Origin of the sequence: Thioalkalivibrio sp. ALE11 (genome assembly GCF_000381205.1) — a bacterium.
GTDB lineage: Bacteria > Pseudomonadota > Gammaproteobacteria > Ectothiorhodospirales > Ectothiorhodospiraceae > Thioalkalivibrio.
Map to the genome: position 1 here is coordinate 103,773 of NZ_KB906166.1, position 26,720 is coordinate 130,492.

At 66.7% G+C, this 26,720-nt stretch carries 26 protein-coding genes and 4 tRNA genes; 25 read left to right on the forward strand and 5 right to left on the reverse strand.

Features of this window, described 5'->3' with window-relative positions:
- Positions 1-94 precede the first annotated feature (94 nt).
- The 5 genes from F620_RS0104485 to F620_RS0104505 all read left to right on the forward strand — a co-directional run bounded on the left by F620_RS0104485 (position 95) and on the right by F620_RS0104505 (position 8,601).
- Positions 95-2,704 carry a replicative DNA helicase gene (locus tag F620_RS0104485; RefSeq protein ID WP_231373874.1) on the forward strand — a complete coding sequence of 870 codons (2,610 nt, stop codon included), beginning with the start codon at positions 95-97 and terminating at the stop codon, positions 2,702-2,704.
- Between the two features lie 7 nt (positions 2,705-2,711).
- Positions 2,712-3,818 (forward strand): alanine racemase, encoded by a 1,107-nt coding sequence (gene alr, locus F620_RS0104490; protein ID WP_019569620.1) that lies wholly within the window; start codon positions 2,712-2,714, stop codon positions 3,816-3,818.
- Between the two features lie 55 nt (positions 3,819-3,873).
- Entirely contained in the window at positions 3,874-5,067 is a 1,194-nt protein-coding gene (locus F620_RS0104495) for an O-succinylhomoserine sulfhydrylase (RefSeq protein WP_019569621.1), read from the forward strand.
- A gap of 185 nt (positions 5,068-5,252) precedes the next feature.
- On the forward strand, positions 5,253-7,751 hold the full coding sequence (locus F620_RS0104500; RefSeq protein WP_019569622.1) for a heavy metal translocating P-type ATPase: 2,499 nt from the start codon (positions 5,253-5,255) through the stop codon (positions 7,749-7,751).
- Positions 7,752-7,770: 19 nt separating this feature from the next.
- Positions 7,771-8,601 carry a ferritin-like domain-containing protein gene (locus F620_RS0104505; RefSeq protein ID WP_019569623.1) on the forward strand — a complete coding sequence of 277 codons (831 nt, stop codon included), beginning with the start codon at positions 7,771-7,773 and terminating at the stop codon, positions 8,599-8,601.
- A gap of 28 nt (positions 8,602-8,629) precedes the next feature.
- On the opposite strand, the gene F620_RS0104510 is transcribed toward F620_RS0104505, so the two are convergent.
- Together F620_RS0104510 and F620_RS0104515 are read right to left on the reverse strand one after the other, a co-directional pair.
- On the reverse strand, positions 8,630-9,385 hold the full coding sequence (locus F620_RS0104510; protein ID WP_019569624.1) for a UDP-2,3-diacylglucosamine diphosphatase: 756 nt from the start codon (positions 9,383-9,385) through the stop codon (positions 8,630-8,632).
- A gap of 4 nt (positions 9,386-9,389) precedes the next feature.
- Positions 9,390-9,902 carry a peptidylprolyl isomerase gene (locus F620_RS0104515; protein WP_026288965.1) on the reverse strand — a complete coding sequence of 171 codons (513 nt, stop codon included), beginning with the start codon at positions 9,900-9,902 and terminating at the stop codon, positions 9,390-9,392.
- A 473-nt stretch (positions 9,903-10,375) separates the two neighbouring features.
- On the opposite strand from F620_RS0104515, the gene gltX reads away from it, so the two are divergent.
- Complete coding sequence (gene gltX / locus F620_RS0104520) at positions 10,376-11,818, forward strand: glutamate--tRNA ligase (RefSeq protein WP_019569625.1); 1,443 nt, start codon at positions 10,376-10,378, stop codon at positions 11,816-11,818.
- Between the two features lie 25 nt (positions 11,819-11,843).
- Here gltX and folD read toward each other — a convergent pair whose 3' ends face one another.
- Complete coding sequence (folD, locus tag F620_RS0104525; protein WP_019569626.1) at positions 11,844-12,707, reverse strand: bifunctional methylenetetrahydrofolate dehydrogenase/methenyltetrahydrofolate cyclohydrolase FolD; 864 nt, start codon at positions 12,705-12,707, stop codon at positions 11,844-11,846.
- A gap of 175 nt (positions 12,708-12,882) precedes the next feature.
- On the opposite strand from folD, the gene F620_RS0104530 reads away from it, so the two are divergent.
- From F620_RS0104530 to F620_RS0104555, 6 genes are all read left to right on the forward strand, one after another.
- Positions 12,883-12,959 (forward strand) — tRNA-Pro (locus F620_RS0104530).
- 46 nt (positions 12,960-13,005) lie between these two features.
- Positions 13,006-13,082: transfer RNA gene (locus F620_RS0104535), tRNA-Arg, on the forward strand.
- A gap of 43 nt (positions 13,083-13,125) precedes the next feature.
- A tRNA-His gene (locus tag F620_RS0104540) sits at positions 13,126-13,201 on the forward strand.
- A gap of 27 nt (positions 13,202-13,228) precedes the next feature.
- Positions 13,229-13,304, forward strand: a tRNA-Lys gene (locus tag F620_RS0104545).
- A 198-nt stretch (positions 13,305-13,502) separates the two neighbouring features.
- Complete coding sequence (locus tag F620_RS0104550; protein WP_019569627.1) at positions 13,503-13,922, forward strand: nucleotidyltransferase domain-containing protein; 420 nt, start codon at positions 13,503-13,505, stop codon at positions 13,920-13,922.
- Positions 13,909-14,322: a DUF86 domain-containing protein gene (locus F620_RS0104555; protein WP_019569628.1), complete on the forward strand. Its 414-nt coding sequence runs from the start codon at positions 13,909-13,911 to the stop codon at positions 14,320-14,322. The genes F620_RS0104550 and F620_RS0104555 overlap by 14 nt, the downstream gene beginning before the upstream one ends.
- A 36-nt stretch (positions 14,323-14,358) precedes the next feature.
- On the opposite strand, the gene F620_RS0104560 is transcribed toward F620_RS0104555, so the two are convergent.
- Together F620_RS0104560 and F620_RS0104565 are read right to left on the reverse strand one after the other, a co-directional pair.
- The gene (locus F620_RS0104560; RefSeq protein WP_019569629.1) at positions 14,359-15,786 is read right to left on the reverse strand and encodes a M48 family metalloprotease; all 1,428 of its coding nucleotides are present in this window, start codon (positions 15,784-15,786) and stop codon (positions 14,359-14,361) included.
- Between the two features lie 55 nt (positions 15,787-15,841).
- A complete protein-coding gene (locus F620_RS0104565) occupies positions 15,842-16,153 on the reverse strand; it encodes a hypothetical protein (RefSeq protein WP_018870327.1) in 312 nt (103 codons plus the stop codon).
- 235 nt (positions 16,154-16,388) lie between these two features.
- Between F620_RS0104565 and F620_RS0104570 the strand changes: the two genes are divergently transcribed.
- From F620_RS0104570 to F620_RS0104630, 13 genes are all read left to right on the forward strand, one after another.
- Positions 16,389-16,718: a rhodanese-like domain-containing protein gene (locus F620_RS0104570; protein ID WP_019569630.1), complete on the forward strand. Its 330-nt coding sequence runs from the start codon at positions 16,389-16,391 to the stop codon at positions 16,716-16,718.
- A gap of 104 nt (positions 16,719-16,822) precedes the next feature.
- Positions 16,823-17,053: a sulfurtransferase TusA family protein gene (locus F620_RS0104575; protein WP_019569631.1), complete on the forward strand. Its 231-nt coding sequence runs from the start codon at positions 16,823-16,825 to the stop codon at positions 17,051-17,053.
- Positions 17,054-17,235: 182 nt separating this feature from the next.
- On the forward strand, positions 17,236-17,910 hold the full coding sequence (locus tag F620_RS0104580) for a 4Fe-4S dicluster domain-containing protein (protein WP_018870324.1): 675 nt from the start codon (positions 17,236-17,238) through the stop codon (positions 17,908-17,910).
- A 42-nt stretch (positions 17,911-17,952) separates the two neighbouring features.
- Positions 17,953-19,359, forward strand: a complete 1,407-nt coding sequence (locus tag F620_RS0104585) for a heterodisulfide reductase-related iron-sulfur binding cluster (RefSeq protein ID WP_019569632.1) — start codon at positions 17,953-17,955, stop codon at positions 19,357-19,359.
- A complete protein-coding gene (locus F620_RS0104590; protein WP_018870322.1) occupies positions 19,359-20,408 on the forward strand; it encodes a CoB--CoM heterodisulfide reductase iron-sulfur subunit A family protein in 1,050 nt (349 codons plus the stop codon). Before F620_RS0104585 ends, F620_RS0104590 begins: the two co-directional genes overlap by 1 nt.
- A complete protein-coding gene (locus F620_RS0104595; protein ID WP_019569633.1) occupies positions 20,347-21,219 on the forward strand; it encodes a hypothetical protein in 873 nt (290 codons plus the stop codon). The genes F620_RS0104590 and F620_RS0104595 overlap by 62 nt, the downstream gene beginning before the upstream one ends.
- Positions 21,220-21,272: 53 nt before the next feature.
- On the forward strand, positions 21,273-21,989 hold the full coding sequence (locus tag F620_RS0104600; protein ID WP_018870320.1) for a 4Fe-4S dicluster domain-containing protein: 717 nt from the start codon (positions 21,273-21,275) through the stop codon (positions 21,987-21,989).
- Positions 21,982-22,893, forward strand: a complete 912-nt coding sequence (locus tag F620_RS0104605; protein ID WP_018870319.1) for a CoB--CoM heterodisulfide reductase iron-sulfur subunit B family protein — start codon at positions 21,982-21,984, stop codon at positions 22,891-22,893. Before F620_RS0104600 ends, F620_RS0104605 begins: the two co-directional genes overlap by 8 nt.
- Before the next feature lie 102 nt (positions 22,894-22,995).
- Positions 22,996-23,442: a glycine cleavage system protein H gene (locus tag F620_RS0104610; protein ID WP_019569634.1), complete on the forward strand. Its 447-nt coding sequence runs from the start codon at positions 22,996-22,998 to the stop codon at positions 23,440-23,442.
- A gap of 9 nt (positions 23,443-23,451) precedes the next feature.
- Complete coding sequence (locus F620_RS0104615; protein WP_018870317.1) at positions 23,452-23,859, forward strand: DsrE family protein; 408 nt, start codon at positions 23,452-23,454, stop codon at positions 23,857-23,859.
- A gap of 32 nt (positions 23,860-23,891) precedes the next feature.
- Positions 23,892-24,329: a glycine cleavage system protein H gene (locus F620_RS0104620; RefSeq protein ID WP_077244523.1), complete on the forward strand. Its 438-nt coding sequence runs from the start codon at positions 23,892-23,894 to the stop codon at positions 24,327-24,329.
- Between the two features lie 107 nt (positions 24,330-24,436).
- The gene (locus F620_RS0104625) at positions 24,437-25,621 is read left to right on the forward strand and encodes a radical SAM protein (RefSeq protein ID WP_018870315.1); all 1,185 of its coding nucleotides are present in this window, start codon (positions 24,437-24,439) and stop codon (positions 25,619-25,621) included.
- Positions 25,614-26,705 (forward strand): biotin/lipoate A/B protein ligase family protein, encoded by a 1,092-nt coding sequence (locus tag F620_RS0104630; protein WP_019569635.1) that lies wholly within the window; start codon positions 25,614-25,616, stop codon positions 26,703-26,705. Before F620_RS0104625 ends, F620_RS0104630 begins: the two co-directional genes overlap by 8 nt.
- Positions 26,706-26,720: the final 15 nt, after the last annotated feature.

Below are 26,720 nucleotides of genomic sequence, written 5' to 3' on the forward strand. Positions count from 1 at the left end.
GGCTCCCGATGGCGGACGGGCGGACCGCCGGGCGGGCCGCTGCCGCCGCGGGCCCGCATGATGGCGGCGGGGACACGGCATGGCGATGACCGACATGCCGCGCGTCCCGCCGCATTCCGAAGAGGCGGAACAGTCCGTCCTCGGCGGTCTGATGCTCGACAACGGGGCATGGGACCGGGTCGCTGACCGCATTACCGCGGACGACTTTTATCGCCATGACCACCGCGTGCTGTACCGGGCGATCGGGCAGCTGGCGGAGCGCAATGCTCCGTTCGACGTGGTGACGGTTTCCGAACAGCTGGAACGCACCGCCGAACTGGAAGCCGCCGGCGGCATGGCCTATCTTGGCCAGCTCGCCAGTGACACCCCTTCGGCCGCGAACATCGTGGCCTATGCGGACATCGTCCGCGAACGCTCCATTCTGCGCTCGCTGATCACGGTCGGCACCGAGATCGCCGATTCGGCATTCGTGCCCGAGGGGCGCGATTCCAAGCAGCTGCTGGACGAGGCGGAACAGAAGGTGTTCCGCATTGCCGAGCTGGGCGCGCGCGGGGCCCAGGGCTTTCGCGGGATGAAGCCCCTGCTGGCGTCCGCGGTCGAGCAGATCGAGTTCCTCTACGAGAGCACCAGCCCGATCACCGGCATCGCGACCGGTTATCAGGACCTGGACGAGCTCACCTCGGGGCTCAATCCTTCCGATCTGGTGATCGTTGCGGGACGTCCGTCGATGGGCAAGACCAGTTTCGCGATGAACATCGCCGAATACGTGGCGATGAAGAATCAGGAACCGGTGGCGATCTTCTCCATGGAGATGCCGGGCGAGCAGATCGCGATGCGCCTGTTGTCCTCCATGGGCCGGATCAACCAGCAGAAGCTGCGCTCCGGGCGCCTGGACGACGGCGACTGGCCGCGCCTGACCAGCGCCGTGCAGATGCTCTCCGGGGCGCCGCTGTTCGTCGACGACACCCCGGCCCTGACGCCCACCGAGCTGCGCGCCCGTGCGCGGCGCCTGATGCGCGAGCACAAGGGCCTCAAGCTCATCGTGGTCGACTACCTCCAGCTGATGCAGTACCCGGGCTCCGGGGATAACCGCGCCCACGAGATCTCCGAGATCTCGCGCTCGCTCAAGGCCCTGGCCAAGGAGCTGGAGGTCCCGGTGATCGCCCTGTCACAGCTCAACCGTTCGCTGGAACAGCGCCCGAACAAGCGCCCGGTGATGTCCGATTTGCGTGAATGCGTGACCGGAGATACCCGGGTCGTACTTGCGGATGGCCGCCATGTTCCGGTTCGGGACCTGGTGGGTGCGACGCCGGGCGTGGTGTCGATGGGTTCCGGCGGCCGGATGGAACCGGCCGATACCGACCTGGTCTGGTCAGTCGGGACCCGACCCGTCGTGCGGGTGCGTCTGGCCAGTGGTCGCAGTATTCGCTGCACCCCGGACCATCGTCTGCGGGCACTGTATGACTGGAAGCAGGTTCGGGAACTGGCCCCGGGCGACCGTCTGGCGGTGGCACGGCGGATCCCCGAGCCGGCAGACGCCGGGGCCTGGCCGGAACATGAGCTGATTCTTCTGGCCCACCTCCTGGGCGATGGCAGTTACGTCAAGGGGCAGCCCCTGCGTTACACCACCGCGAGCGAACACAACAGTGAAACCGTGGCTGCCGCGGCGCGCGCCATGGGCTCGGAGGTCACGCGATACCCGGGTCGCGGAAAGTGGCACCAACTGGTGATTCGCGGCAACGGCAATCGCTGGCGCCCGGCAGGGGTGGGCGCATGGCTGAAGGGGCTCGGCGTCTTCGGCCAGCGTTCCCGCGAGAAACACATCCCCGAAGGGATCTACCGGCAACCCCGGGAACCGCTGGCGCTGTTCCTGCGCCATCTGTGGGCGACCGACGGGAGCATCACGACCGCCAGCAGCGGACGCCATCGCATCTATTTTTCCACCGCCAGCGAACGTCTGGCACAGGATGTTGCGGCACTGCTGCTGCGATTCGGTATCGTGGCCCGGATACGCCATGTGGTGGCCGCGAACAGTGAGGGATGGTTTACGGTAGACATCTCGGGGGGCGAGCAACAGCAGACGTTCCTGCGCGAGATCGGCGCCGTGGGCGAGCAGGAAGGGATCGCCCGCCGGATGCTCAGCTCCCTGGAGCGTTCCGGCGGCGGGACCAACACGGACACGCTGCCGCAGGAAGTCTTCAACCATGTTCGCCAACGGATGTGGCAACAGGGGGTCAGCCATCGCCACATGGCGGCGTCCCGGGGCACTGCGTACGGTGGCAACGCCCATTTCGGCTTTGCTCCGTCGCGCCAGACCCTGTCGAGTTATGCCGAGATCCTTGACGATCCCTGGCTGGACGAACTGGCCTCCGACGATCTGTTCTGGGATCGGGTGGTGTCCGTCGAGGAGGAGGGGGAGGAAGAGGTCTTCGACCTGACCGTCCCCGGAAATGCCTGCTGGCTGGCGGACGGCATCGTTAGCCACAACTCGGGAGCGATTGAACAGGATGCAGACATCATCGCGTTCGTTTATCGCGACGAGGTCTATAACGAAGAATCGCCGGACAAGGGGACCGCCGAGATCATCATCGGCAAGCAGCGTAACGGGCCGATCGGCACCGTGCGGCTGACCTTCCGTGGCCAGTTCACCCGCTTCGAGAACTACGCCCCGGACGTGTACGGGGACGTCGGCCCCGAGGCCTGAGCGCGGCATGCAGCGAGCGGCCAGCATTCGGCTCGATCCCGACGCCTTGCGCCACAATCTCGCCGTGGCCCGCGGGCTCGCCCCGGGGGTCGCGATGTGGCCGGTGATCAAGGCGGAGGGCTATGGCCATGGTCTCGAGTGGGCGTCGCAGTCACTGGGCGAAGTGGCCGACGGGCTGGCCGTGTCCGCGGTGGAGGAGGCCGAGGTCCTGCGGCGGAGCGGATTCGATGGCCCGCTGCTGGTGCTGCAGGGCGGGCGGGACGCCGCCGGCTTTCGCCGTTGTGCGGAGCTCGCGCTGCAGCCGGCGGTGCATGCTCCGGCGCAGCTGGATGCGCTGGACGCCGCCAGCGTGGTCCTGCCCGAGGTCTGGATCAAGCTCAACACCGGGATGAATCGGCTGGGATTCGCCCCGGCCGAAGCCGATGCCGTGGAACGTGCCCTGCGGGCGGCCGGTCACGGCGGGCGCGGCCTGCACTGGATGACCCACATGGCCTGTGCCGACGACCCGGCGGATGACCACAACGCCGCGCAACTGTCGGCCTTCGCCACGGCCGTGGCGGGGCGCGACGGGGCGCGTTCGGTGGCCAACTCGGCGTCGCTGTTCGCCGGCTGGGCGCGCGGGGCCGGTCATGAGGCGGACGAGGTCTTCCGCGCCCGCCCGGGCATCATGCTCTACGGCTGTCACCCGGCCTCGGTTCCGACGGAAGCGCCGCCTGAGGGTCCGGATGCCGACCTGCGCCCGGTGATGACCGTGCAGGCCCCGATTATCGGGACCCAGCATCCGGCGCCCGGTGACGGGGTGGGCTACGGCGCCACCTGGATCGCGCATGGCGGGGAGCGCATCGGCATCGTGGCCATGGGCTATGCGGACGGTTACCCGCGCCACGCCCCCACCGGCACGCCGGTGCGGGTACGCGGTCAGCTCTGCCCGCTGGTCGGGCGGGTCTCGATGGATATGCTCGCGGTGGATCTCTCCGACGTGCCCGAGGCCGCGGTGGGGGATCTCGCCACCCTGTGGGGCGAGGGCCTGCCGGTGGAGCGCGTGGCGCGTGCCGCCGGCACCATTGGCTACGAGCTGCTCACGCGGGTGGCCGGGCGTCTGCGCCCGGCGTAGCGAGTGCCGGCGGGCATCCGTAAACTGGCCCGTTCACGCGAGCCAGGAAGCCCCGATGCACGAAGAATTCGATCCCGCCGACTACGACCCCGATACCGTCGCCATCCGCCATGGCTACCGTCGGAGCCCGGAGCAGGAACACTCCGAGGCGATCTTCCCGACCTCCAGCTTCGTGTTCGGCAGCGCCGCGGAGGCCGCCGCGCGGTTTGGCGGGGAGTCGCCCGGCAACATCTATTCGCGCTTCACCAATCCGACGGTGAGGACCTTCCAGGAGCGGCTCGCGGCGCTGGAAGGCGGAGAGGCCTGTGTGGCCACCGCCTCCGGGATGTCGGCGATCCTGGCGACCATGATGGGACTGCTGAAGGCCGGCGATCACGTGGTCTGCTCGCGCTCGGTGTTCGGCACCACCACGGTGCTGTTCAACAACTACCTCGCCCGCTTCGGCGTGGAGGTGACCTACGTCGAGCTGTCGAACCTCGAGGCCTGGGAGGCCGCTACCCAGTCCAACACCCGGCTGTACTTCTGCGAGACGCCCTCCAACCCGCTCGGCGAGGTGGTGGACATCGCCGCGCTGGCGGCGATCGCGCATCGTCATGACGCGCTGCTGGCGGTGGACAACTGCTTCTGTACGCCGATCCTGCAGCGTCCACTGGATCTGGGGGCCGACCTCATCATTCACTCGGCGACCAAGTTCCTCGACGGCCAGGGCCGCTGCCTGGGCGGCGCGGTGGTGGGCGACGCCGAGCGCGTCGGCAAGGACGTCTACGGCTTCCTGCGCACTGCCGGCCCGACCCTGTCGCCGTTCAACGCCTGGGTGTTCCTGAAGGGGCTGGAGACCCTGGCCCTGCGCATGCGTGCCCACAGCGACAATGCCCTGGCCCTGGCGCAGTGGCTGCAGGCCCACCCGAAGGTCACGGCGGTGCATTACCCGGGGCTCGAATCCCACCCGCAGCATGCGATCGCGAAGCGCCAGCAAAGCGGCTTCGGCGGCGTGCTGAGCTTCGAGGTCGCCGGCGGGCGCGAGGCCGCCTGGTCGGTGATCGACGCCACGAGGTTCCTGTCGATCACCGCGAACCTGGGCGATGCCAAGACCACCATCACCCATCCGGCCACCACTACTCACGGTCGCGTGGACCCGGACAAGCGCGAGGCCCAGGGCATCACCGAGGCCCTGGTGCGGGTCGCCGTGGGGCTGGAGTCGGTCGCCGACATCCAGCGCGACCTGGCCCGCGGGCTCGACGCCCTGTGACAGGACTTGCCTGACGGGCGGGCACGGCGCGGCGTTGCATCGGCCTGCATCCGTCGTGGTGCCCCGGGAGGTCAAGGTGGTGTGCATGCTGGCACTTCGCCTGTCGGGAGGCTACAACTCGGGAAGAGTGTCCGGCCGGGCGGCCGGTCGACGATCCGGGTCAATGACCGTGCAGGAGAGGCTCGATGATGCAGGCGTCCTCGCAGTGGAGAGAGGCGGTGGTGATCGTCCCCGGCATGGGGTCGGACCACTGCGCGGGGATCGTCCGCGCGGCACTGGAGAAGACCCCGGGCGTGGCCTCGGTGGGGACCAATATCGCCCGCCACCGGGTGACGGTGGGATACGATCCCGAGCAGGTGGACCCGGATGGGTTGCGGGCTGCCGTGGAGGGGGCCGGCTACGACGTCGCCCGGGTCGAGGGTGAAACGGGCGCCACGGGTACGGTGCGTCTGGTGGTGCCCGGCATGGGGTCGGATCACTGCACGGGGATCGTGCGCGGTGCGATCGAGAAGCTGGACGGCATCCAGGCGGTGCGCACCAACATCGGTGACCACCGTGTGACCGTGGAAACCGGTCCCGGAGGCCCCGACGCCGAGGCCCTGCGCGCCGCGGTCGAGGGCGCCGGTTATGACGTGGCGGCGGTGGAGACCGAGGAGGCCGGCAGCGAGGCGGACGACGCCGAGATTGACGCCGCCTACCTGAAGCAGGCCTGGCGCCGGCTGTGGATCGCGATGATCCCGACCATCGCGATCATGGTCCTGATGATGGTCCACATGTTCTGGCAGCCGATCCCCGGCTATCTGCTGATCATCGCCGTGCTGGCCTTCCCGGTGGTGTTCATGGCCGGGGGTGCGGCCACCCACCGTTCGTCCTGGCGCGCGCTGAAAAGCGGCAGTCTGAACATGGACGTGCTGATCTCCATGGGCTCGCTGCCGCCCTACCTGCTGGGGCTGATCGGCTTCGTCTACCCGATGACCTCGTTCATCGAGATGGCCGCGACCATCATGGCCTTCCACATGCTCGGGCGGTACCTGGAGTACCGCGCCAAGGGCGAGGCCTCCTCCGCGATCCGCAAGCTGCTGGATCTGGGCGCGAAGACCGCCCGGGTCGAACGCGACGGCGAAGAGGTCGAGGTGCCGGTGAAAGCGCTGCAGGTGGGCGAGGTGATGATCGTGCGCCCGGGCGAGAAGATCCCCACCGATGGCGAGGTGGTCGCCGGCGAGAGCACGGTGGACGAATCCATCGCCACCGGCGAGTCGGTGCCGGTGGACAAGGGCGAGGGCGATAGCGTGCTCGGCGCGACCCTGAACCAGCAGGGGCGGCTGAAGGTGCGCGCGACCCGCGTGGGGGCCGACACCTTCCTGTCGCAGGTGATCCGTCTGGTGAACGAGGCCCAGGGCTCGCGGGTGCCGGTGCAGGAGCTGGCGGACCGCATCACCGCGCGCTTCGTGCCGGCGGTGCTGGTGATCGCGCTGGCGGCGTTCGCGGCCTGGCTGGCGTTCTCCGGGGCGCTGCAGCCGATCCTGATCTGGGGCGAGGGCTTCCTGCCCTGGGTCGACGCCGAGCGCCCGCCCATCGTGCTGGCCATCCTCGCGGCCATCGCCGTGCTGGTCATCGCCTGCCCCTGCGCGCTGGGGCTGGCCACACCCACCGCCCTGATGGTCGGTTCCGGCATGGGGGCCGAGCGCGGGGTGCTGGTCCGCTCGGGCTCCGCGATCCAGACGCTGAAGGACATCCGCGTGATCGTGCTCGACAAGACCGGGACCCTCACCCGCGGGCAGCCGGCACTGACCGACGTGGTCGCCGCCGAGGGCTTCGATGACGCTCGTGTGCTGCAAGCGGCCGCGGCCGTGGAGGCCGGCTCCGCGCACCCGCTGGCCGAGGCCATCGTGCAGGGCGCGCGCGACCGGGGGCTGACGGTCGCCGAGGTCGACCGGTTTCAGTCGCACACCGCGCGCGGGGTGGAGGCCCGCCTCGACGGGGAGCGCGTCCTGGTCGGCAGCCAGCGGCTGCTGGAGGAGCAGGGCCTGGATCCGTCCGGCCTGCTGGAATCGCTGCGGCAGTTCGAAGATGCCGGGAAGACCGCGATGCTGGTGGCCATCGGCGATCGACCGGCCGGCATCGTCGCGGTCGCCGACACCCTCAAGGATGAGTCGCAGAGCGCCATCGAACAGCTGCATGCCCTCGGCATCCGCTGCGTGATGGTCACCGGCGACAACGAGCGCACCGCGAAGGCCGTGGCCGCGCAGGTGGGGATCGACGAGGTCCGCGCCGGCGTGCTTCCGGAGGGCAAGGTCGAGGCGATCCGCGAACTGCAGGCGGAGTACGGCGACCACGTGGCGATGGTGGGCGACGGCATCAACGATGCCCCGGCCCTGCAGCAGGCCAATGTCGGCATCGCGATCGGGGCCGGGGCGGATGTGGCCATCGAGGCCGCCGACGTCACCCTGGTGCGCGGCGAGCTGACCAGGGTGGTCGAGGCCGTACAGCTCTCGCGCCTGACCTTCCGCAAGATCGTGCAGAACCTGTTCTGGGCCTGGGGCTACAACTCCGCCGCGATCCCCATCGCTGCAGTCGGTCTGCTGCACCCGATGATCGGCGTGATCGCGATGACCGCCAGCTCGCTGTCGGTCATCGGCAACTCCATCCTGCTGCGTCGCAGCATGCCGACCGACGAGCGCTGAACGAGTATCCTTGGCCGCCATGAGTCAGCCGATCAACAATCCCGGGGGTCCCGATCTCTACCGTGTGGCCGAAACGGCGCTGCGCGAGAGCGATCCCGAGGCCAAGTGCGAGCGCGTGCTGGCGCTGATGGACGCCTGGTGGGCCGATGAGCTGAAGGCGCTCGCCAGTTCCGGGCCGGAACGGTTGGAGGTGCCCGGGCGTCCGGAACGGCCGGTGCTGGTGCACCCGAAGGATCTGCCGCGGCGCGGATTGCACACGACGGCCGGGCGGGTGGCGCTGGTGCATGCGGTCGCGCATATCGAGTTCAACGCGATCAACCTGGCGCTGGATGCCGTGTATCGCTTTCGTGATATGCCGGCACCCTTTGTCAGCGACTGGCTGCAGGTGGCGGTCGAGGAGGCGCGTCATTTCCGGTTGCTGCGTGCGCGGCTCCACGAGCTGGGGGCGGACTACGGCGACCTGCCGGCCCACAACGGGCTGTGGGAGGCCGCACTCGCGACCGACCACGATGTGATGATCCGCATGGCCCTGGTGCCGCGGGTGCTGGAGGCGCGCGGGCTGGACGTGACCCCGGGCATGATCGAGCGTCTGACGGCGGCGGGCGATCACGCCACCGTGGCGCTGCTGGAGATCATACAGCGCGAGGAGGTTGCCCACGTGGCGATCGGCACGCGCTGGTTCCGCGAGCTGGCCCACGCACGCGGGCTCGATCCCGAGCCGCTGTTCCTCGAGCTGCTGGCCGAACACATGCCGGGGCGGGTCCGCCCGCCGTTCGCGCACGAGGCCCGCCTGGCGGCGGGGTTCACCGAGTCGGAGATGGGGGCGCTGGAGGCGCAGGGGCGGCGCTGAAGCAGCCCCGGGGTAACCCGCGACAGTCTCAGGCGTGGAGCAGGTGTGCGGGGTAGGGCGTTTCGTCCAGCTGGCGCAGGACCGGGCCTTCCGGGCCGAGCTCCAGGAAGCCGGGGTGCTCGTCCCAGGCCGGCAGCACGCAGCGCTGACGCGGCTGGCCGGCGACCTCCAGATCGTGGATCGCGGGGCGGTGGGTGTGTCCGTGGATCAGCAGCGGCACGTCGCCGTCGCGAAAGGTCGCGGCCACGGCCTCGCCATTCACGTCGGTGATTGCGGCGGCCTTCATCTGCCCGTTGTGTCGGCTGGCCTCGCGCATGGTCTCGGCGCGTGTAATGCGCTGTTCCAGTGGCTGGGCGAGGAAATCCCGTTGCCAGGCCTCGCTGCGCACCATCTGGCGAAAGGCCATGTGTTCGCTGTCGTCGGTGCACAGGGAGTCGCCGTGCATCAGCAGGGCCGGGCCGCAGGGCAGCGTGGCGTGCAGCGGCTCGGGGGCGAGGGTCATGCCGGCGCGGGCCGCGTAGTCCGGGCCCACGAGGAAGTCGCGGTTGCCATGGATGAACACGACCGGCGCCTCCAGCGCGGAGAGCGCCGCCGCCAGTTGCTCTGCCGCCGGATGCGAGGCGTCGTCGCCGACCCAGTACTCGAACAGGTCGCCCAGGATGTACAGGGCCGAGGCGGCCCGCGCCGGGCCGTCGAGGAACGCCAGCGCGGCGTTCAGCGTCGGGCCGGGTTCGCGCTCCAGGTGCAGGTCGGAGATGACCAGGGCGGGCGCGGTCTCGCTCACGGGATCAGTCGGCGCGGCGGGCGCTTTCCAGGACCACGGGTTCCTGCGGCACGTCCTGATGCATGCCGGAACGGCCGGTGGGCACGCCCTCGATGGTGCGCACGACATCCATGCCCTCGACCACTTCGCCGAACACCGTGTACCCCCAGCCCTGCGGGTTGGGTGCGGTGTGGTTGAGGAAGTCGTTGTCGTTGACGTTGACGAAGAACTGCGCGGTGGCCGAATGCGGGTCCTGGGTGCGGGCCATGGAGACCGCGCCGACCTTGTTCTTCAGGCCGTTGTCCGCCTCGTTGCGGATCGGGTCGCGCGTGGGCTTCTGGCGCATGTCCTTGTCCATGCCGCCGCCCTGGACCATGAAGCCGGGGATCACGCGGTGGAACAGCGTGCCGTCGTAGAAGCCGTCGTCGACGTACTGCAGGAAGTTGGCGACGGTCTCCGGCGCCGCTTCGGCGTCGAGTTGCAGGACGATGCGGCCGTGCGTGGTTTCAAGCGCGACCTTGGGGCTGGATTCGGCCATGAGGGCTCCCGGAAAACTGAGGACGAGGATCAGGAGGGCCGCGGCGATGCCGGCCGGCGGAACAGGACGGGGCATGACGACACTCCGGAATCAGGAGCCGGCATGGTAACCGGGGACCCCCGCCGGTTCCAGTCGGCCCGCGTCCCGCGTCCCGCTGCCCGCCTCCCGTCATCGCGAGTCCCGAAGCTCTCTCCCCTCGTCATCGCGAGTCGCAAAGCCCTCGCCCTCGTCATCGCGAGTCGCGCAGCGACGTGGCGATCTCCATCCGCAGCCACCTGATCCTGCGCGCAAGCCAGCCCCGGCCAATTGCCGCGTCGCCTTCGGCTCCTCGCAATGACGGGGGGAGAGCTGCGGTTCCTCGCTGATGACGAGGGCGAGGGCTTTGCGACTCGCGATGACCGGGGCACGAATGGCCTGGCGCGAGCGCCCCTCGAGACGGGTGGTGCTGGTCGCACCGGGGTGGCTCGGCTACCATGCGCGCCATGACGACAACCGTGACCCGCACCCGTTTTGCGCCCAGTCCCACCGGGCTGCTGCACCTTGGCAATCTGCGCACCGCGCTGTTCAGCGCCCTGCTGGCGCGGGCGCGCGGCGGGCATTTCCTGCTGCGTATCGAGGACACCGATGCGGAACGCTCGCGTGCGGAGTTCGTCGAGGCGCTGCAGCAGGATCTGCAGTGGCTGGGGCTGAACTGGGACGAAGGATACGGCGCGGCCGCCGGCGACGCCGGCCCCTATGCCCAGTCGCAGCGTACGGGACTCTACCAGGCCTACTACGACCGGCTGATCGAGGCCGGCCTGGCGTATCCCTGTTTCTGCACGCCGGAAGAACTGGAGCGCGGGCGCAAGCGCATGCGTGCCCAGGGCAAGCCGCCGCGTTATCCCGGCACCTGTGCCGGACTGGACCCGGAGGAGGCGCGACGCCGCGAGGCCGAAGGGCAGCGTCCGACCCTGCGTTTCCGCGTGCCGCTGGGGCGCACGGTGCGCTTCGAGGACGGAGTGCGCGGCGCGGTGAAGTTCCGCACCGACGAGATCGGCGACTTCGTGATCCGGCGCTCGGACGGTACGCCGGCGTTCTTCTTCTCCAACGCGGTGGACGATGCCCTGATGGGGGTAACCGACGTGGTGCGCGGCGAGGATCACATCGCCAACACCCCGCGCCAGCTGCTGTTGCTGGAGGCGCTGGAACTGCCGGCGCCCGGCTATCACCACCTGCCGCTGGTCAACGGCGACGACGGGGCTCCGCTGTCCAAGCGCAACGGTTCGGCCAGCATCCGCGAACTGCGCGAGGCCGGGGTGCTGCCGCTGGCGATCCTCAACCACCTCGCGCGGCTGGGTCATCGTTACGAGGAGGAGGGCCTGCTGTCGCTGGAGGGGCTGGCGCAGGGGTTTGACCCGGGGCGCATCGGCCATTCCGCCGCGCGCCACGACCCGCGCCAGCTGGAACACTGGCAGGCCGAGGCCCTGCGCGCGCTGTCGGACACGGATCTGCAGGCGCATCTCGCGGGGCTGGGCGTGCTGGAGCCGCTGCCGGAGGCCGGGCGCGCGGAGTGGGTTGCGCTGGCGCGCGACAACATCGCATCGGTCGAAGACGCGCGGTGCTGGGTGGCCGCGTTCGCCGAGGATCCGCCGCCGTTGAGCCAGGCGGCCCGCGGGGAGATCGAGGCCGCCGGGCCGGCGCTGTTCGAGGTCGCGCTGGAGGCGCTGGATACCAGCAGGGATTTCTCCGAAATGGCGAAGGCCGCGGGAGCGGCGACGGGTCGCAAGGGGCGCGGCCTGTTCATGCCGCTGCGCGCGGCGCTGTCCGGACAGACCTTCGGGCCGGAGCTGCCGCGCATCCGCGAATATCTGGGCCCGGAGCGCACCCGGGTCCGGCTGCAGGCCGCGCGCGACGTGGCGGCCGCGGCCGCCGACTGATCCGCCGGGTCGGCGGGGTGGCCGTTCAGGCCGCCTCGTGGGTGCCGAACGCGCGCGCCCGCAGGGTGTTGTCCAGCAGCATGGCGACCGTCATCGGGCCCACGCCGCCGGGGACTGGGGTGATCCAGTCCGCGCGCTCCGCCGCGCCGTCGAATTCCACGTCGCCGCACAGCGTGCCGTCATCGCGCCGGTTGATGCCGATGTCGATGACCGTGGCGCCGGGCTTGATCCAGTCGGGCTTGACCAGCCCGGGCTTGCCCGCCGCGGCCACCAGGATGTCGGACTGGCGGGCGATGGCCGCGGTATCCGGGGTGAACCGGTGGCAGATCGTCGGCGTGGCGCCGGCCAGCAGGAGTTCCAGCGCCATTGGCCGGCCAACGATGTTGGAGGCGCCGATGATGCAGGCCGTGCGCCCCTTGAACGGCTCCTCGATATGCCGCAGCAGCTGGATGACGCCCCAGGGCGTGCAGGGCCGCAGGCGCGGGATGCGCGCCACCAGCCGCCCGACGTTGTAGGGGTGGAAGCCGTCCACGTCCTTGGCCGGGGAGATGCGCTCGATGATGGTCTCCGGGTCGATGTGCTCCGGCAGCGGCAGCTGGACCAGGATCCCGTCGATGGTGCGGTCGGCGTTGAGCTGGTCGATCAGCGCCAGCAGATCGGTCTGCGGCGTGCCCGACGGCAGGTCGTAGGAGTGCGAGACCACGCCGACCTGTTCACAGGCCTTGCGCTTGTTGCGCACGTACACCTGCGAAGCCGGATCGGCCCCCACCAGGACCACAGCGAGACCCGGCGGGCGCAGATCGCGCGAGGTCATGGATTCGATCTCGGTGGCGATGCGGGCGCGGTGGGTCTGCGCGATGGCGCGTCCGTCGATGGTCTGGGCTGTCATTCGGTCTCGTCCGGCAGGAGGGCTGAACGCGATGATCCCATGGCACAGCCGGGTCCTCAAGGAAGGTCGGACACGATCCCCGGGGGCTGCGATGCGGGCCATGGCTTGACCCGGGGGCCTCCCGGCGCTACGATTTCGCACTCGCTGTGCAGGACCCATTGCGGGAACGGCTCGACGGGGTATAGCGCAGTCTGGTAGCGCGCCTGCTTTGGGAGCAGGATGTCGGGGGTTCAAATCCCTCTACCCCGACCATGGCGGACGCAACCGGCTGGAACAACCCGGATGCCCGGCGGCAAACGCGCTCGTAGCTCAACCGGATAGAGCACCGGCCTTCTAAGCCGGCGGTTGCAGGTTCGAGTCCTGCCGGGCGCGCCAGAGCCCGGATCGGCAATGGCCGAAGCAGTGAAACAATACGGTGGTGACCGTAGCTCAGTTGGTAGAGTCCCGGATTGTGACTCCGGTTGTCGTGGGTTCGAGTCCCATCGGTCACCCCATCCCTCGTTTGTACTCGTCCGTACCGGGGGCCGTTAGCTCAATTGGTAGAGCAGTGGACTCTTAATCCATTGGTTGAAGGTTCGATTCCTTCACGGCCCACCATCCTTGTCTTTATTTCTGCATCCTGGCCCGAGCTGTCTGGCAGCTCCCGGACGGGGAGATCGTGAACGCCCCGGCGGCCACTAGCCTCGAGGCCGCGCCATGAGTGCCCCCCCGCATGCGTACCCCACCGGCGGTATGGCCCCGGAGCCGGATCGCGCCGTGCTACATTGATGGATACTCCGGTGTGGAACACGATCAATGACGGCTGCCCTGACAATCGAGACGATCGCCGAGCGGGTGAAAAGGGTATTCGCGCGCTACCGTGAAGTGGATGCGGTCTTTCTGTTCGGCTCTCGCGCGGAGGGTCGGGCGCGGGAGGGCAGTGACATCGATCTTGCGCTGGTCGGCCCCGCCGGGGCGATCGAGCCGCGCCGCCTGGACATCCTGACGGATCTGGCGCGGGAAGGGCTGGATGCGGTGGATCTGGTGCTGCTCGATGGCGCGGATCCGGCATTGCGTTTCGAGGCCGTACGGCCGAACTGCCTGTTGCATGCCGGGCCCGACTTCGATCGGGGCAGTTACTACTCGCTTGCGCTGCGGGAATACTTCGATTTCGAACCCTACCTCCGTGTCCAGCGCGAGGCCCTGAAGGAAAGGCTGCTCGATGGTCAGGCCTGAGGTCATCCGCAGGCGCATCGAGGCCGTCTCGGAGAACCTCGAGGTCCTCGAACGGCTTGCGCGGTACGACGAGGACGAGTTCCTCGCTGACCCGGAGCATTACGGTAGCGCCGAACGCTTCCTCCAGCTTGCGCTGGAAGCGCTGCTGGACATGGGCAGCCACGTGATCGCGGACAATGGTCTGGGCTCGGTGAACCAGGGGCGGGACATCCCCCGTCTGTTCCGCGAACACGGGTACATTGACAGCGCGCTGGAAGAAAAATGGTTGCGGATGATCGGTTTCCGAAACATCCTGGTCCATGCCTACCTGCAGCTGGATCGCAGGCAGGTGTACCGGGTCCTGCGCAGTGACCTCGCTGACATTCGTGCCCTGCAGCGGACATTCGCGAGTTTCCTCTGACCGCGCGGGTGTCGTCTGCGTGCGCGCGCAGGGCTGTTACCGCTCCTCGCGGAATTCTCGCGCCGTGCGGCTGGCCGTCTCGCGTTTGTCCTCGATGCGCTGGCGGTCGCGCTCGCTGGCGTCCCCCGCCTCCAGGGCCACCTCGAACTGCCGCACGGCTTCTTCGTACTGTCCGCGATGGAAGAAATACTCGGCCATGGTTTCGTGGCGCAGAGCCTCGCGGCCGGCCTCGCTGGCGATGTCCGCCTGCAGGCGCAGCAGGGCCGGCTCCGGTGCTTCGGTTTCGCGAATCATGCGCGAGGTGATCCGCAGGGCCTGGTCGTAGTTTCCAAGGTCGCGCTGGACGCGGGCCATGCGCTCGCGCACCACCGGGTGGCCGGGGTAGACGGTGTCCAGGTCCTCGAGGCTGTTGAGGGCTGCTTCGTGTTCCCCGGTTGCGCGTTCCACGGCGATCCGCGCCAGTTCCAGGGTGAGTGTGGGGGCGTCGGGCGCGTCGATACGGTCCAGGAGCTGGCGGGCCTCGCGCGGATTGTCGCGTTCAAGCTGTGCGATGGCGCCCCCGTACAGCTCGGCGGCGGAGGCATCCTCGCCGATCCGGTCCAGCGCGCGCCGCGGATCGCTCAGCGCCCGGGCACGGGCCTGCATCCAGGCGAATTCGGGTCCCTGGTTGCGCACGCCTTCGGGCTTGTCGCGCGCACGGTTGCGCGCATCGGTGATGCGGTCGAGCGTGACCGGATGGGTGCGCAGATATTCGGGTACCGCGTCGCCCGCCCCCCGGGAAAGCTCCTGCATGCGCTCGAAGAAATCGGCCATCGCATCAGCGTCGAAATCGCTGGCGGCCAGGATGCGCATGCCGACGCGGTCGGCTTCCGCCTCGTTGGCGCGCGTGAAGTTGATCCGGGACTGCATGCCGCTGGCGACGCCGCCGGTGATCACCGCCTGACCGAGCTGCGGGTCGATCCCCGCTGCGAGGACCCCGGCGAGGATCGCCAGGCCGGTGCGAAAATTGACCTCGCGCCCGCGCGCGAACATGCGTGCGAGGTGGCGCTGGGTGACATGCGCGATCTCGTGCGCCATGACCGCGGCCAGCTCCGCCTCGTCCCGCGTCTCCAGCATCAGCCCGGTGTGGACACCGATGATGCCGCCCGGCATCGCAAAGGCGTTGACCTGATCGTTGTCGATCGGGATGAAGTGGAAGGTGATGCGTTCGCCGTCACTGTGGCTGGCAAGCTGGCGGCCCAGCGATTCCACGTAGAAGCGGATTTCCGCATCGTCCACGACCGGCAGGGAGCGGCGTACTTCGCGCAGCAGGGAGCGGCCGAGCTCGCTTTCTTCGGCGGGTGTCAGGACGCCGCCCGAGGCTTCGCCGAGGCGCGGGAGGGAGGTATCCGCAGAGGTGCTCGCCGGTGTCAGAAAGAGCACCAGAAGAAGCGGGATCAGGAGCGTGAGGAAGATCTTTTTCATGACACGGGGGCCGGCGCTGTGCCGGCCCCCGCAGCGTGGTGCTGCCGCTTGCGGGTTACTTGCCCAGGCCGGGGGCCGAGGAGTAAGCCCGCATGCTGTCGCGGTCCTTCCACAGTTTCGGATCCAGCACGGAATCGGGGACCATGAACTTCTTGCGGTCCAGAACCTTGTGGGTGCGTGCAATCTTCACCACGTCGTCGTACTTGAGCTTGAACAGCAGGCCCACGTCGCCGCCGGAGGTGTAACGAACGATCATGTGATCGTCCTCCATGCGATGGACGTAGATGTTCGCCGGGCGCAGCTTGCCCTGAGCGTCCTTCATCGTCACGGCGTAGTGGCCGTCTACCTGGAAATCACTCTTTTCCACCGGAAAATCCTCCGCAGGACTGTTTAGGCGGGCGTGACCTTACCACGTCTGACCGCCGCGGGCGAGACCGGTTCCCTCGGCCGGCGTTGCCGAATGGTAACGTCAGTCGCCCGCAGCCATTTGCAATTGTGCGCGGTTTCGATATGCTCCGCGCCCACCGTGTGCGTGGCCTTTATGCATGGGTAGCGCGCACCTGCTACACCGCCCGGACGTTAACCGGAAACTGGAGCTGGCCGTGTACGGATTCTCGGAAATCACCCCGGATGAACTGGAACAGTGGCGCGCGGAAGGTCGAGCCTTCCGTCTGGTGGACGTGCGCCAGCCGGGCGAGACCGGACGCGGGGTGATCCCCGGCGCCGAACTCGTGCCGCTGGCGGCGGTGCCGCCGCGCAAGGACGAGTTCACCGAGGACGAAGTCCCCGTGGTGTTCTACTGCCAGAGCGGGGCGCGTTCGGCGCAGGCCTGCGCCTTCATGTCCCAGCAGGGCGTGGAGGGCGTTTACAACCTGCGGGGCGGCATCATGGGCTGGGCGCAGTCCGGCCGCTCGATTGTCACGCCCGATTAGCATCTGGTTGTATTCCGATTCCGTTTCCCCTATAAGGGGGAGTTCGGCGGATCCACGACCGGTAACGGTCAACCATTACGAAGACTCACAAAGGAGAGAAAGCCATGGCCAACTTCGATCAAGAGCTCGACGCCTCCGGCCTGAACTGCCCGCTGCCCATCCTGCGTGCCAAGAAGGCGCTGGCCTCCATGGACGCCGGTCAGGTGCTGCACATCATCGCCACCGATCCGGGCGCGGTGAAGGACTTCGAGGCGTTCTCCAAGCAGACCGGCAACGAACTGATGGAGCACAAGGAAGAGGGCGGCAAGTTCTACTTCCTGGTCAAGAAGGCCTGAGGTCTCCTGACGCATCGAAGCCCGGGTCCGGTCCCGCGAACGGCCCCGGGCTGCCGGTAGACGCGGTTACCGTGAGGTAACTGGATTGATGCCTGGACCCGATCTAGGCTGGCTGCAAGGTCCGTACAAAAGAGGCCTGCTCGCCCACAGCGAAGAGGTGACATATGGCGACATATGCTGAGATGCAGCAAATCTTCGACGACATCCGCGGAGATTTTCGCTACGACCATGATCTCAACGGCTGCCTGAACTGCGGGATCTGCACGGCGACGTGCCCTTCCGCCCAGTTCTACGACTATTCCCCGCGCGAGATCGTCCAGCTGCTCTGGACCGAGAACGTCGAGCAGATCTACGACGCGATGCAGGAAAAGATCTGGGCCTGCGCCCAGTGCATGACCTGCGCCGCCCGCTGCCCGTTCAAGAACTCCCCCGGCGGTCTCGTCGCGATCATGCGCGAGGTGGCCATCAAGCACGAGATGCAGTCGGCCAAGGACGTGCTTCGTCCGTTCGGGCGCGTGATGCTCAAGCTGATCACGACGGGTAACCAGCTTTCGCCCGACATGATCCAGCCCGATCACTTCCCGGACTGGGGTCCCAACATCCAGAAGGTGGAAGGCGATCTCCAGGTCCTGCGCAAGGCCATCCCGGTGAAGACTCTGCAGACCGTGGAAACCGCCTGGGAGGTCTCGCTCAAGACCTCGGTCGAGATGTACACCATCTGGGAAATGACCGGCGTTCTGAAGTCCCTCGAACTGATGGATGAAAACCTCTTCGACGTGATCGAGGACTTCATCGACGAGAAGCGCGAGGATTACGAAGACTGGCTCGAGGAGCAGGAAGAGGAAGACGACGAGTAATCGTCTCTGTCCCTCCGGTTCCGCGACATCAGGAGAAGCGTTATGAGTGAACAGACCCCAGGCAATCACAACCAGAACGGTGAAGGTGCCGGCGCCGGCGCCATGAAGCCGGGCTATCACAACACCGACGGCCAGGGAGTTGCCGGTCACGGTTCTTTCTTCCAGGCGACCGATCTGTCGCAGGAAGAAGCCGTCAAGGCCACCGACTGGGTGCGCAAGCACGTCGACCGCCGCACCATCGACCTCGGCGACCGCATGGATGACGTCCGCGAGCACATGTACGAGCTCGAGAAGGACGGTCAGATCATTATCCACCGCATCACCGACGGTCACGAGCCGGCGACCGTGCAGACCCTGTTCGGCTGGGACAAGCAGGTCCCGACCAAGCAGCTGTGGCACCACAAGTCCTGTGGCCAGTGCGGCAACATCCCGGGCTATCCGACATCGCTGCTGTGGTTCATGAACCAGTTCGGCTTCGAACCCGGCAAGGACTACCTCGACGAGACCGACCAGACGTCCTGCACCGCGTGGAACTACCACGGTTCCGGCATCGGCAACGTCGAGTCGCTGGCCGCGGTATTCCTGCGTAACTTCCACCAGGCCTACGTCTCCGGCAAGCAGCACGGCCACGACCTGGGCCACTTCTATCCGCTGGTCCACTGCGGCACCTCCTTCGGCAACTACAAGGAGATCCGCAAGTTCCTGGTGGAGTCCGCGGAACTGCGCGAGAAGGTCACCAAGATCCTCGGCAAGCTGGGCCGTCTGGTCGACGGCAAGCTCGTGATCCCTGAAGAGATCATCCACTACTCCGAGTGGGTCCACGTGATGCGCAACCGCATCGCGTCCGAGCTGCAGACCATCGACGTGTCCAACATCCGCACCACCGCCCACGTGGCCTGCCATTACTACAAGATGGTGCACGAGGACGCGGTCTACGATCAGTCCGTGCTGGGCGGCAACCGTACCGCCATCATCACCTCCACCGCCCAGGCACTGGGTGCTCAGGTGATCGACTACTCCACCTGGTACGACTGCTGCGGCTTCGGCTTCCGGCACATCATCTCCGAGCGTGAGTTCACCCGCTCGTTCACGATGGACCGCAAGATCCGGGTGGCACGCGAAGAGGCCAATGCCGACGTGATGCTGGCCAACGACACCGGCTGCGTCACGACCATGGACAAGAACCAGTGGATCGGCAAGGCGCATAACCAGAACTTCCAGATCCCGATCATGGCGGAAGTCCAGTTCGCGGCCCTGGCCTGCGGCGCGGATCCGTTCAAGATCGTCCAGCTGCAGTGGCACGCGTCGCCCTGCGAAGATCTGGTCGAGAAGATGGGCATGTCCTGGTCCGAAGCCAAGAAGACCTTCCAGGAGTACCTCAAGGAGGTCGAGGCCGGGAACATCGAATACCTCTACAATCCTGAACTCGCATACGGGGGCAAGGTGTGATGCAAGATACTGTACTGGTTGTTGGCGGAGGTCCGGCGGGCCTGTCCGCCGCCGCGAACGTGACCTCGGCCGGCTACAAGGCCGTCATGGTCGAAAAGGAAGACGTCCTGGGCGGTGCCCCGATCCTGTCGGGCTATGCCAAGCTGGTCCCCTCCGGCGAGTGGGCTTCCGAGGCGATTGGCCGCATGGTCAAGCGCGTCGAGGACGACTCCAGCGTGGCCGTGCACAAGAGTGCCAAGGTCGAGAAGCTGGACGGCGAGGCGGGCAACTTCACCGCCACGCTGACCAATGGCGAAACCGTGCAGGCCGGCTCGGTCGTGCTGGCCACCGGCTTTACCCACTTCGACTCCATCAACAAGCCGGAGTGGGGCTTCGGCACCTACGAGGACGTGCTGACCACCACCCAGGTGGAACAGATGGTCGCCTCGGGCAACATCGCCTGCCCCTCCGACGGCCGTGTGCCGGAGCGGGTCTGCATCCTGCTGTGCGTGGGCTCGCGTGACCGCCAGATCGGTCGCGAGTGGTGCTCCAAGATCTGCTGCACCGTGTCCGCGAACATGGCCATGGAGATCAAGGAACTGTCCCCCGAGACCGACGTGTTCATCTACTACATGGACATCCGTACCTTCGGTCTGTACGAGGACAAGTACTACTGGAAGTCCCAGGAAGAGTTCAAGACCAAGTTCGTCAAGGCGCGTATCGCCGAAGTGACGTCCTCCGGTGACGGCCGCCTGCTGGTCAAGGGCGAGGACACCCTGGTCAAGCGCCCGATCGTGATCCCGTTCGACATGGTCGTGCATGCGATCGGCATGGACCCCAACGCCGACAACCCGGAGATCTCCCAGGTGTTCGGCGTTGGTCTCGAGAAGCACGGCTTCCTCGAGAAGGCCGAGCAGTACACCAACACCTGCGGTACCACGCGCAAGGGCATCTATGCCTGCGGCGCGGCGTACGGCCCCGAGACGATCGACGACTCGATCGCCCAGGGTGCGGCCGCGGGTGGCCGGGCCGTGGCGGACCTGCATGCGCTGGTTCAGAAAGCCGGCTGAGGTGGTCAAGGACGAGGCGGTGCCGGATCTGACGCCGGTACCGCCTCGTGTCACCTTTGACAGGGACATCCTTGCAACGAAGCTGAACACGCTGCAGGAGAACATCGCCGACGCCGGCGGGGTTCAGGGATTGCAGACCTTCATTGAGGCGCTGCAGTCCAAACACGAGGTGTTCGCCGAGGTCGTCGCGAAGGGTGACGAGATCGACGATGCCGACGTGCGGACCCTGGGGGGCCTGGTGTTCTCGGTGCGGCGCAAGCTGGGGCCGCTGCTGGCGGAGCGTCAGGGCGCGGTGGTCGAAGGCGTACGCAGTCTGGTACGGCCGGATGTTCATCCGGATGAACGGGTGCAGGCCTTCGCCGATCTCGCCGGCGACGATCGCAAGCTGCGGCGCGGACTGTGGGACTTCGGTTCGGAGATCCTGCACTTCGCGGATCCGGAGGCGCTGCCGCTGGCCAATCGCTGGGTGTGGGACTCCGGTACCACGGCCGGCGCGATGCGGGAATTCATCCGCGGGAACGACACCCTGCGGGAGATCCCGATCGACGACGGCTATGCAGCGCTGCTGGGCATGCGGCAATGGTTCTACGAGGCCCTGCACGACATGGGGTTCTATCGGGATCTCCATTTCGTGACGGATCTGCTCTGGGTGCAGGCGTATTCCGACTACGCCAAGTCGCTGTCGATGAGCCTGGGGCTGATCGATGCCCAGTTCGGGGCCCGCGAGGATCCGCTGGAGCTTGTGGTGAAACTGCTCGGGATCGATTCTCCCGAGGGGCGCCTGAAGGGCGAGCAGGCTTCGTTGCACTGAATAATAACTGAATCGAGTTTGAGCCTGGTTGGACAGGTTTTCGGAGAGACGTCATGGCAATACACGAGAAGGCACTGATCGAGGACGAGCGGCTCCAGCAGCACGACGAGCTGGTGGTCGACGGCGTGGACGTGTCCGGGCACTGGAACACCATGATTGCCCCGCGCACGGTCCGCGACTACGACGACGATTTCGAGAAGAAGATCCAGAGCTACACCGGCGGCGAGTACGTGCACCGCTGCTGGCAGTGCGGGTCCTGCACCAACTCCTGCACCATGTATGCGCAGAACGTGCAGTTCAATCCGCGCTACTGGATCTACCTGACCCGCCTTGGCATGAAGGAAGAGCTGGTCAAGGACAAGGACATCATCTGGCAGTGCGTGTCGTGCAACAAGTGCACCAACATCTGCCCCAAGGACGTGAAGCCCGAGGGCGTGATGAAGGCGCTGGCGCACTGGATGGAGGAAGAGGGCATCACCGAAAAGGCCCCCTCCACGATGTTCGACGAAGAGTTCGCCGACCAGATCTACAAGACCGGTCGGATTGAAGACGGCAAGGTCATGCAGAACTTCTTCAAGAAGTCCGGCCAGCCGCTGGTCCAGGAATGGCTGAAGGTGTTCATCTTCCGCATGATGAAGCACCTGCCGGTGAAGCACCTGATGGCGATGGGCTTCAATACCGTACATACGCCGCGCACCAAGTCCTGGGGCAAGACCGGGGACGTGCTGAAGAACTACGTGCGCGAACAGAAGGAGGCCGCTCATGGCTAAGGTTGCTTACTATCCCGGGTGTGCCCTCGAGGGCTCCGGCGGTCCCTACGACCGTTCGACCCGCGTGCTGGTCAAGGCGCTGGGCCTCGAGATGGAGAACCTGCGGGACTGGAACTGCTGCGGCGCGATGGAGGTGAAGAACGTCCATCCGATGCTGCAGACCTATCTGTCGGCCCGGAACATGGCCATCGCCTCCGAGCAGATGGGCATGGACACGGTGATGGCGCCGTGCAATGGCTGCTATCACAATCTGAAGAAGGCCGAGTACGAGACCGCGACGTCCGACGAGACGATGAATACGGTTCAGGACCTGGCCCGCAAGTCGGACGATCCGGTGTATTCCGGGGACGTGCGCACCCTGCATCTGCTGGAATGGCTGATGGAGGAGCTGGGTCCCGAGGGCATCAAGCAGAAGATGACCAAGAGCCTGAACGGCCTGAAGATCGCGAATTACTATGGCTGCATGTACACCCGGCCGCGGCAGATCTTCCCGGAGAAGGACAACGGCCCGGGCTCCGATTCCAGCTATCAGCCGCATTTCATGGATGACCTGCTGGGGGCCGCCGGCGGCGTCAACGTTGACTTCCCGCTGAAGACGTCCTGCTGCGGCGGCGCCCATACGCTGTCCGACTCGGATACCTCGACCCAGCTGGTGCTGAACCTGCTGCAGTCGGCCGAGGATTCCGGCGCCGAGGTGATCGCGACCGAATGCCCGACCTGCCACTCCGGTCTGGAGATGCACCAGGTCCGTGCCGAAACCGAGTTCGGCATCAAGACCGACGTGAAGGTGCTTTACTTCACGCAGCTGCTGGGCCTGGCCATGGGCCTGTCGCCGCGCAAGCTGGGCATTCACGAGAACGTGAGTGACTCGATCGGCCTGCTGAAGGAGAAGGGGGTCCTCTGATCCCCTTCTTTCGGCATCCAGGCTTGATACGACAAAACGGGCGCACTGCGCCCGTTTTTTTGTGGAGCACGGGCGCGTGGGCGTCCGGGAACGAGGCGAATCATGGATTGCAACGGCTGCGAGTTCCATCCTGAACTGTTCTACGACGACGAATACCAGATCTGGCTGCGACGGGAGGACGATGACACGCTGACCGTCGGCATGACCGATCTGTCCCAGACCATTGCGGGCAAGATCATCCACGTGCGTGTGCGGCGTCCCGGAACCCGGCGCCCGCCGGGCAAGCCGGTTGCGACGATCGAAAGCGGCAAGTGGGCCGGCCCGATCCCCAACTTCATCGACTGCAAGATCGTCGAGGGTAACGAGGACGTGCTGGAGAACCCGGTCCTGCTGAATTCGGACCCGTACAACGCGTGGATCGCGCGGGTCGAGGCGACCAACGGGGCGGATGCGGCGCTGGCGGAGTTCGTCACCGGTGACAAGGCGCACGAAGGCTATTGCCGGCGGGCGCGTGAAGACGATATCGAGTGCCAGCGCAAGCTGCGCTGAGGGGTGACCATGGCCGATCTCGACGACGACTACTATCTCGATAACGACGAACAGACCGTCGTGTTCGTGATGACTTCGGGCCCGTCGACGCCCGCGCGCTGCGCCACGCCGTTCTATCTGGGCGCGGTGATGGCGTCGATGGACGTGGACGTGTACATCTTTTTCACCATGGAAGGGGTGAAGCTGATGGAGCAGGGCGTGGCGGAGAATCTGAGGGCCATGGAAGGGGGCAAGCCGATCAGCGAGTTCATCCGGGACGCAAAGCGTGCCGGGGTTCGTTTGCACGTTTGCCAGCCCGCTTTGCCGGGGTATAGAATCGACGCGTCTTCCGATCTCGTGGACGAGGTCGATGAAGTCAATCGGGCCAGCGAGCTCGCTGACCTGATCCTGCGTAGTGACAAAACGATAACTTTCTAGTCTTTCCCGCTTTACTCATCCAGGAGGTAATTATGGGCGCTGTTCGGGGTTGTGATATTCCGGAAGATCTGATGTACAACGTTGAAAACAACGTCTGGGTGCGCAAGGAGAGCGATGGTACCGCCACCGTCGGCCTGACCTCCTATGCCTGCTCGCTGGCCGGCACGATCGTGTCGTACACCCCCAAGAAAGTGGGAAAGTCGGTCAAGAAGGACAAGTCCTGCACCACGGTTGAATCCGGCAAGTGGGTTGGCCCGGCCAAGACCCCGGTCACCGGCGAAGTCACCGAGACCAACGACAAGGTCGCCGCGAACCCGGGCCTGATCAACGAAGATCCCTACGGCGAAGGCTGGCTGATCAAGCTGAAGCCGGAAGACTGGGACGGCGAAAGCGCCGAGCTGAAGACCGGCTCCGATGCCCTGGCGGCGTTCGAAGCCAAGATGGAAGCGGACGGCTTCGGCGGCTGCTGAAGGTCTTTCGCGAAGGGGCCGTCGTTCCCGAGGGATCGGCGGCCTCTTTTTTGTCACTAATACCGCAGTAAAACGTTCAACAAATTGCGCGCACCCGGAGAGAGCCGATGACGAGCTGGAACGATGTGATCCGGCGGGTTGAACCCCTGGAAGACGTCCCCGTGGATCCGTTGCTGGTGGAGGATCTTCAGGCCCGGGGAGGCGGCGCGATTGCGGGCAGTGACTCGGTCCATTTTTACACCCCGACCTTCAAGTCCTACCAGACCAGCGAACTGGCCGACTGCGGGAAAAGCGCCTGGCCCGCGATGTCGATCACCGGCGGGGACTGCAAGCTGGCCTGCGACCACTGCAAGGCCAAGATCCTGGAACCGATGATTCCGGTGCGCAGCCCCGAAGACCTGTGGCGGGAGGTCAATCAGGTGATCGAATCCGGCGCCCAGGGGATGCTGCTCACCGGCGGCTCGAACCACCGCAACGAGGTGGAGTACGGGCCCTATTACTCGACCATCCGCCGGATCAAGGACGAGTTCCCGGATTTCCGTATCGCGATGCACACCGCCCTGGTGGACGACGACATCGCGCTGTCCATGGAGCAGGCCGGGATCGACGCGGCGATGATGGACGTGATCGGTGCGCAGGACACCATTACGCAGGTGTATCACCTGCGCCGCAGCGTCGACGACTTCGAGCGGACCCTGGAGAGTCTGGTCAAGACCAACATGAAGGTGGTGCCGCATATCGTGGTCGGTCTCCACTACGGCAAGCTGCTCGGCGAGTGGAACGCGCTCGAGATGCTGGCCCGGCATCTGCCCGATGCGGTGGTGCTGGTGGTGGTCATGCCGTTCTATGCCCCTGCCAGTCGGCCGTTCGAAACCCCGGACGTGCACGCGGTGGGCCGTTTCTTCCATGACGCCCGCGAACGCCTGGGCGACACCCCGCTGCTGCTCGGGTGCGCCCGGCCGCCGGGCGAGGCCAAGAGCCAGATCGACAGCTATGCGGTGATGGCCGGGCTGTCGGGGATCGCTCACCCGGCGGAGGGCGTGGTCGAGCTGGCTGCGCGGCTGGGCAAGAACGTACGCGTCACGCCCGCCTGCTGTTCCATCGCGGTGGGCGACGAGGTGATGGCCGAGGCCGCGGACAACGCCAGCGGGGTTGAACTGGATCTGGACACCATCGTTGCCGAAGAGGCCCGCCGGCGCGAACAGGAGCGCAAGGCGCGCGAGGGCCTGGGCGGTATTCGCATCGTGACCGAAGGCGGGGCCGTGGCCTCGGGGGGTGGCTGTCATGCCTGAACGTGATCAAAAGACGCTGCGCATCCTGGATACCGGCCTGCGCCCGGCCGCAGAGAACATGGCGTTCAACCGCGCCCTGCTGGAGTGCCACCAGGAGGGCCATTCGCCGCATACCCTGCGCTTTCTTCAGTTCGAGCCCTGCGCGCTGGTGGGCTTCCACCAGAACGTGGATCAGGAGATCCACGCCGATTACTGCCGCGAGCAAGGGATCGCGATCCAGCGCCGGATCACTGGCGGTGGCGCGATCTATTTCGACAGCACCCAGCTGGGCTGGGAGCTTTACTTGGACAAGCAGTTCCTCGGCACCGCCGACATGGGGCGCATCGCCGAACGGATCTGCACCGCGGCGGCCGAGGGCATGCAGAAGCTCGGGGTGGATGCGCGCTTCCGTCCGCGCAACGACATCGAGGTGGACGGCCGCAAGATCTCCGGGACCGGCGGCGCCTTCGACGGCGAGTCGATCCTCTACCAGGGCACGCTGCTGATCGAGTTCGACGTCGAGGACATGCTGAGCATCCTGCGCATCCCGGCGGAGAAGCTTTCCGACAAGGCGATCGAGTCGGCGCGCGATCGCGTCGCCAACATGGCGACCCTGCTCGGCGAGACCCCGGATCTGGACCACGTGAAGCGCACCATCGCCGAGGCGATCGCGCGCGAGTTCGCGGTGGAGGCGGCACCGGCCGGCCTGCTGGAGGAAGAAGACGCCGCGTTCCGCGAGGCGCTGGCCGAAATCGACAGCGACGAATGGGTGTACCAGCGCAACCGCCCCGCGACCGATGCCCCGCTGCACGAGGCGGTGTATCGCTGCGACGGCGGCCTGATGCGCGTGGGCGCGGCGGTGGACCCCGAGCGCAGCCACATCAAGCAGCTCTGGATCACAGGCGACGTCTTCGTCAAGCCGACCCGCACCATCGCGGATCTGGAGGCCAGCCTGCGCGATACGCCCGTCGCCGAGATGGAGGACCGTGTGCGCGCCTTCTTCGCGGCACGCGAGGTGGAGATGCTGCAGTTGACCCCGGAAGACTTCATCGCCGCCCTGCGCGAGGCCCTGGCGCAGGCGGAAACCGACGAGGCCGCCGAATAATGAACGGTATCCCCA

Bases quoted from the DNA above. Each gene is read 5' to 3' on its own strand.
- F620_RS0104605 (WP_018870319.1), top strand. From the start codon at position 21,982: ATGGCTAAGGTTGCTTACTATCCCGGGTGTGCCCTCGAGGGCTCCGGC.
- F620_RS0104575 (WP_019569631.1), top strand. From the start codon at position 16,823: ATGGCCAACTTCGATCAAGAGCTCGACGCCTCCGGCCTGAACTGCCCG.
- F620_RS0104625 (WP_018870315.1), top strand. From the start codon at position 24,437: ATGACGAGCTGGAACGATGTGATCCGGCGGGTTGAACCCCTGGAAGAC.
- F620_RS0104555 (WP_019569628.1), top strand. From the start codon at position 13,909: ATGGTCAGGCCTGAGGTCATCCGCAGGCGCATCGAGGCCGTCTCGGAG.
- F620_RS0104585 (WP_019569632.1), top strand. From the start codon at position 17,953: ATGAGTGAACAGACCCCAGGCAATCACAACCAGAACGGTGAAGGTGCC.
- F620_RS0104600 (WP_018870320.1), top strand. From the start codon at position 21,273: ATGGCAATACACGAGAAGGCACTGATCGAGGACGAGCGGCTCCAGCAG.
- F620_RS0104630 (WP_019569635.1), top strand. From the start codon at position 25,614: ATGCCTGAACGTGATCAAAAGACGCTGCGCATCCTGGATACCGGCCTG.
- F620_RS0104615 (WP_018870317.1), top strand. From the start codon at position 23,452: ATGGCCGATCTCGACGACGACTACTATCTCGATAACGACGAACAGACC.
- F620_RS0104550 (WP_019569627.1), top strand. From the start codon at position 13,503: ATGACGGCTGCCCTGACAATCGAGACGATCGCCGAGCGGGTGAAAAGG.
- F620_RS0104610 (WP_019569634.1), top strand. From the start codon at position 22,996: ATGGATTGCAACGGCTGCGAGTTCCATCCTGAACTGTTCTACGACGAC.
- alr (WP_019569620.1), top strand. From the start codon at position 2,712: ATGCAGCGAGCGGCCAGCATTCGGCTCGATCCCGACGCCTTGCGCCAC.
- F620_RS0104485 (WP_231373874.1), top strand. From the start codon at position 95: ATGCCGCGCGTCCCGCCGCATTCCGAAGAGGCGGAACAGTCCGTCCTC.
- F620_RS0104505 (WP_019569623.1), top strand. From the start codon at position 7,771: ATGAGTCAGCCGATCAACAATCCCGGGGGTCCCGATCTCTACCGTGTG.
- F620_RS0104495 (WP_019569621.1), top strand. From the start codon at position 3,874: ATGCACGAAGAATTCGATCCCGCCGACTACGACCCCGATACCGTCGCC.
- F620_RS0104590 (WP_018870322.1), top strand. From the start codon at position 19,359: ATGCAAGATACTGTACTGGTTGTTGGCGGAGGTCCGGCGGGCCTGTCC.
- folD (WP_019569626.1), bottom strand. From the start codon at position 12,707: ATGACAGCCCAGACCATCGACGGACGCGCCATCGCGCAGACCCACCGC.
- F620_RS0104560 (WP_019569629.1), bottom strand. From the start codon at position 15,786: ATGAAAAAGATCTTCCTCACGCTCCTGATCCCGCTTCTTCTGGTGCTC.
- F620_RS0104500 (WP_019569622.1), top strand. From the start codon at position 5,253: ATGATGCAGGCGTCCTCGCAGTGGAGAGAGGCGGTGGTGATCGTCCCC.
- F620_RS0104580 (WP_018870324.1), top strand. From the start codon at position 17,236: ATGCAGCAAATCTTCGACGACATCCGCGGAGATTTTCGCTACGACCAT.
- gltX (WP_019569625.1), top strand. From the start codon at position 10,376: ATGCGCGCCATGACGACAACCGTGACCCGCACCCGTTTTGCGCCCAGT.
- F620_RS0104620 (WP_077244523.1), top strand. From the start codon at position 23,892: ATGGGCGCTGTTCGGGGTTGTGATATTCCGGAAGATCTGATGTACAAC.
- F620_RS0104515 (WP_026288965.1), bottom strand. From the start codon at position 9,902: ATGGCCGAATCCAGCCCCAAGGTCGCGCTTGAAACCACGCACGGCCGC.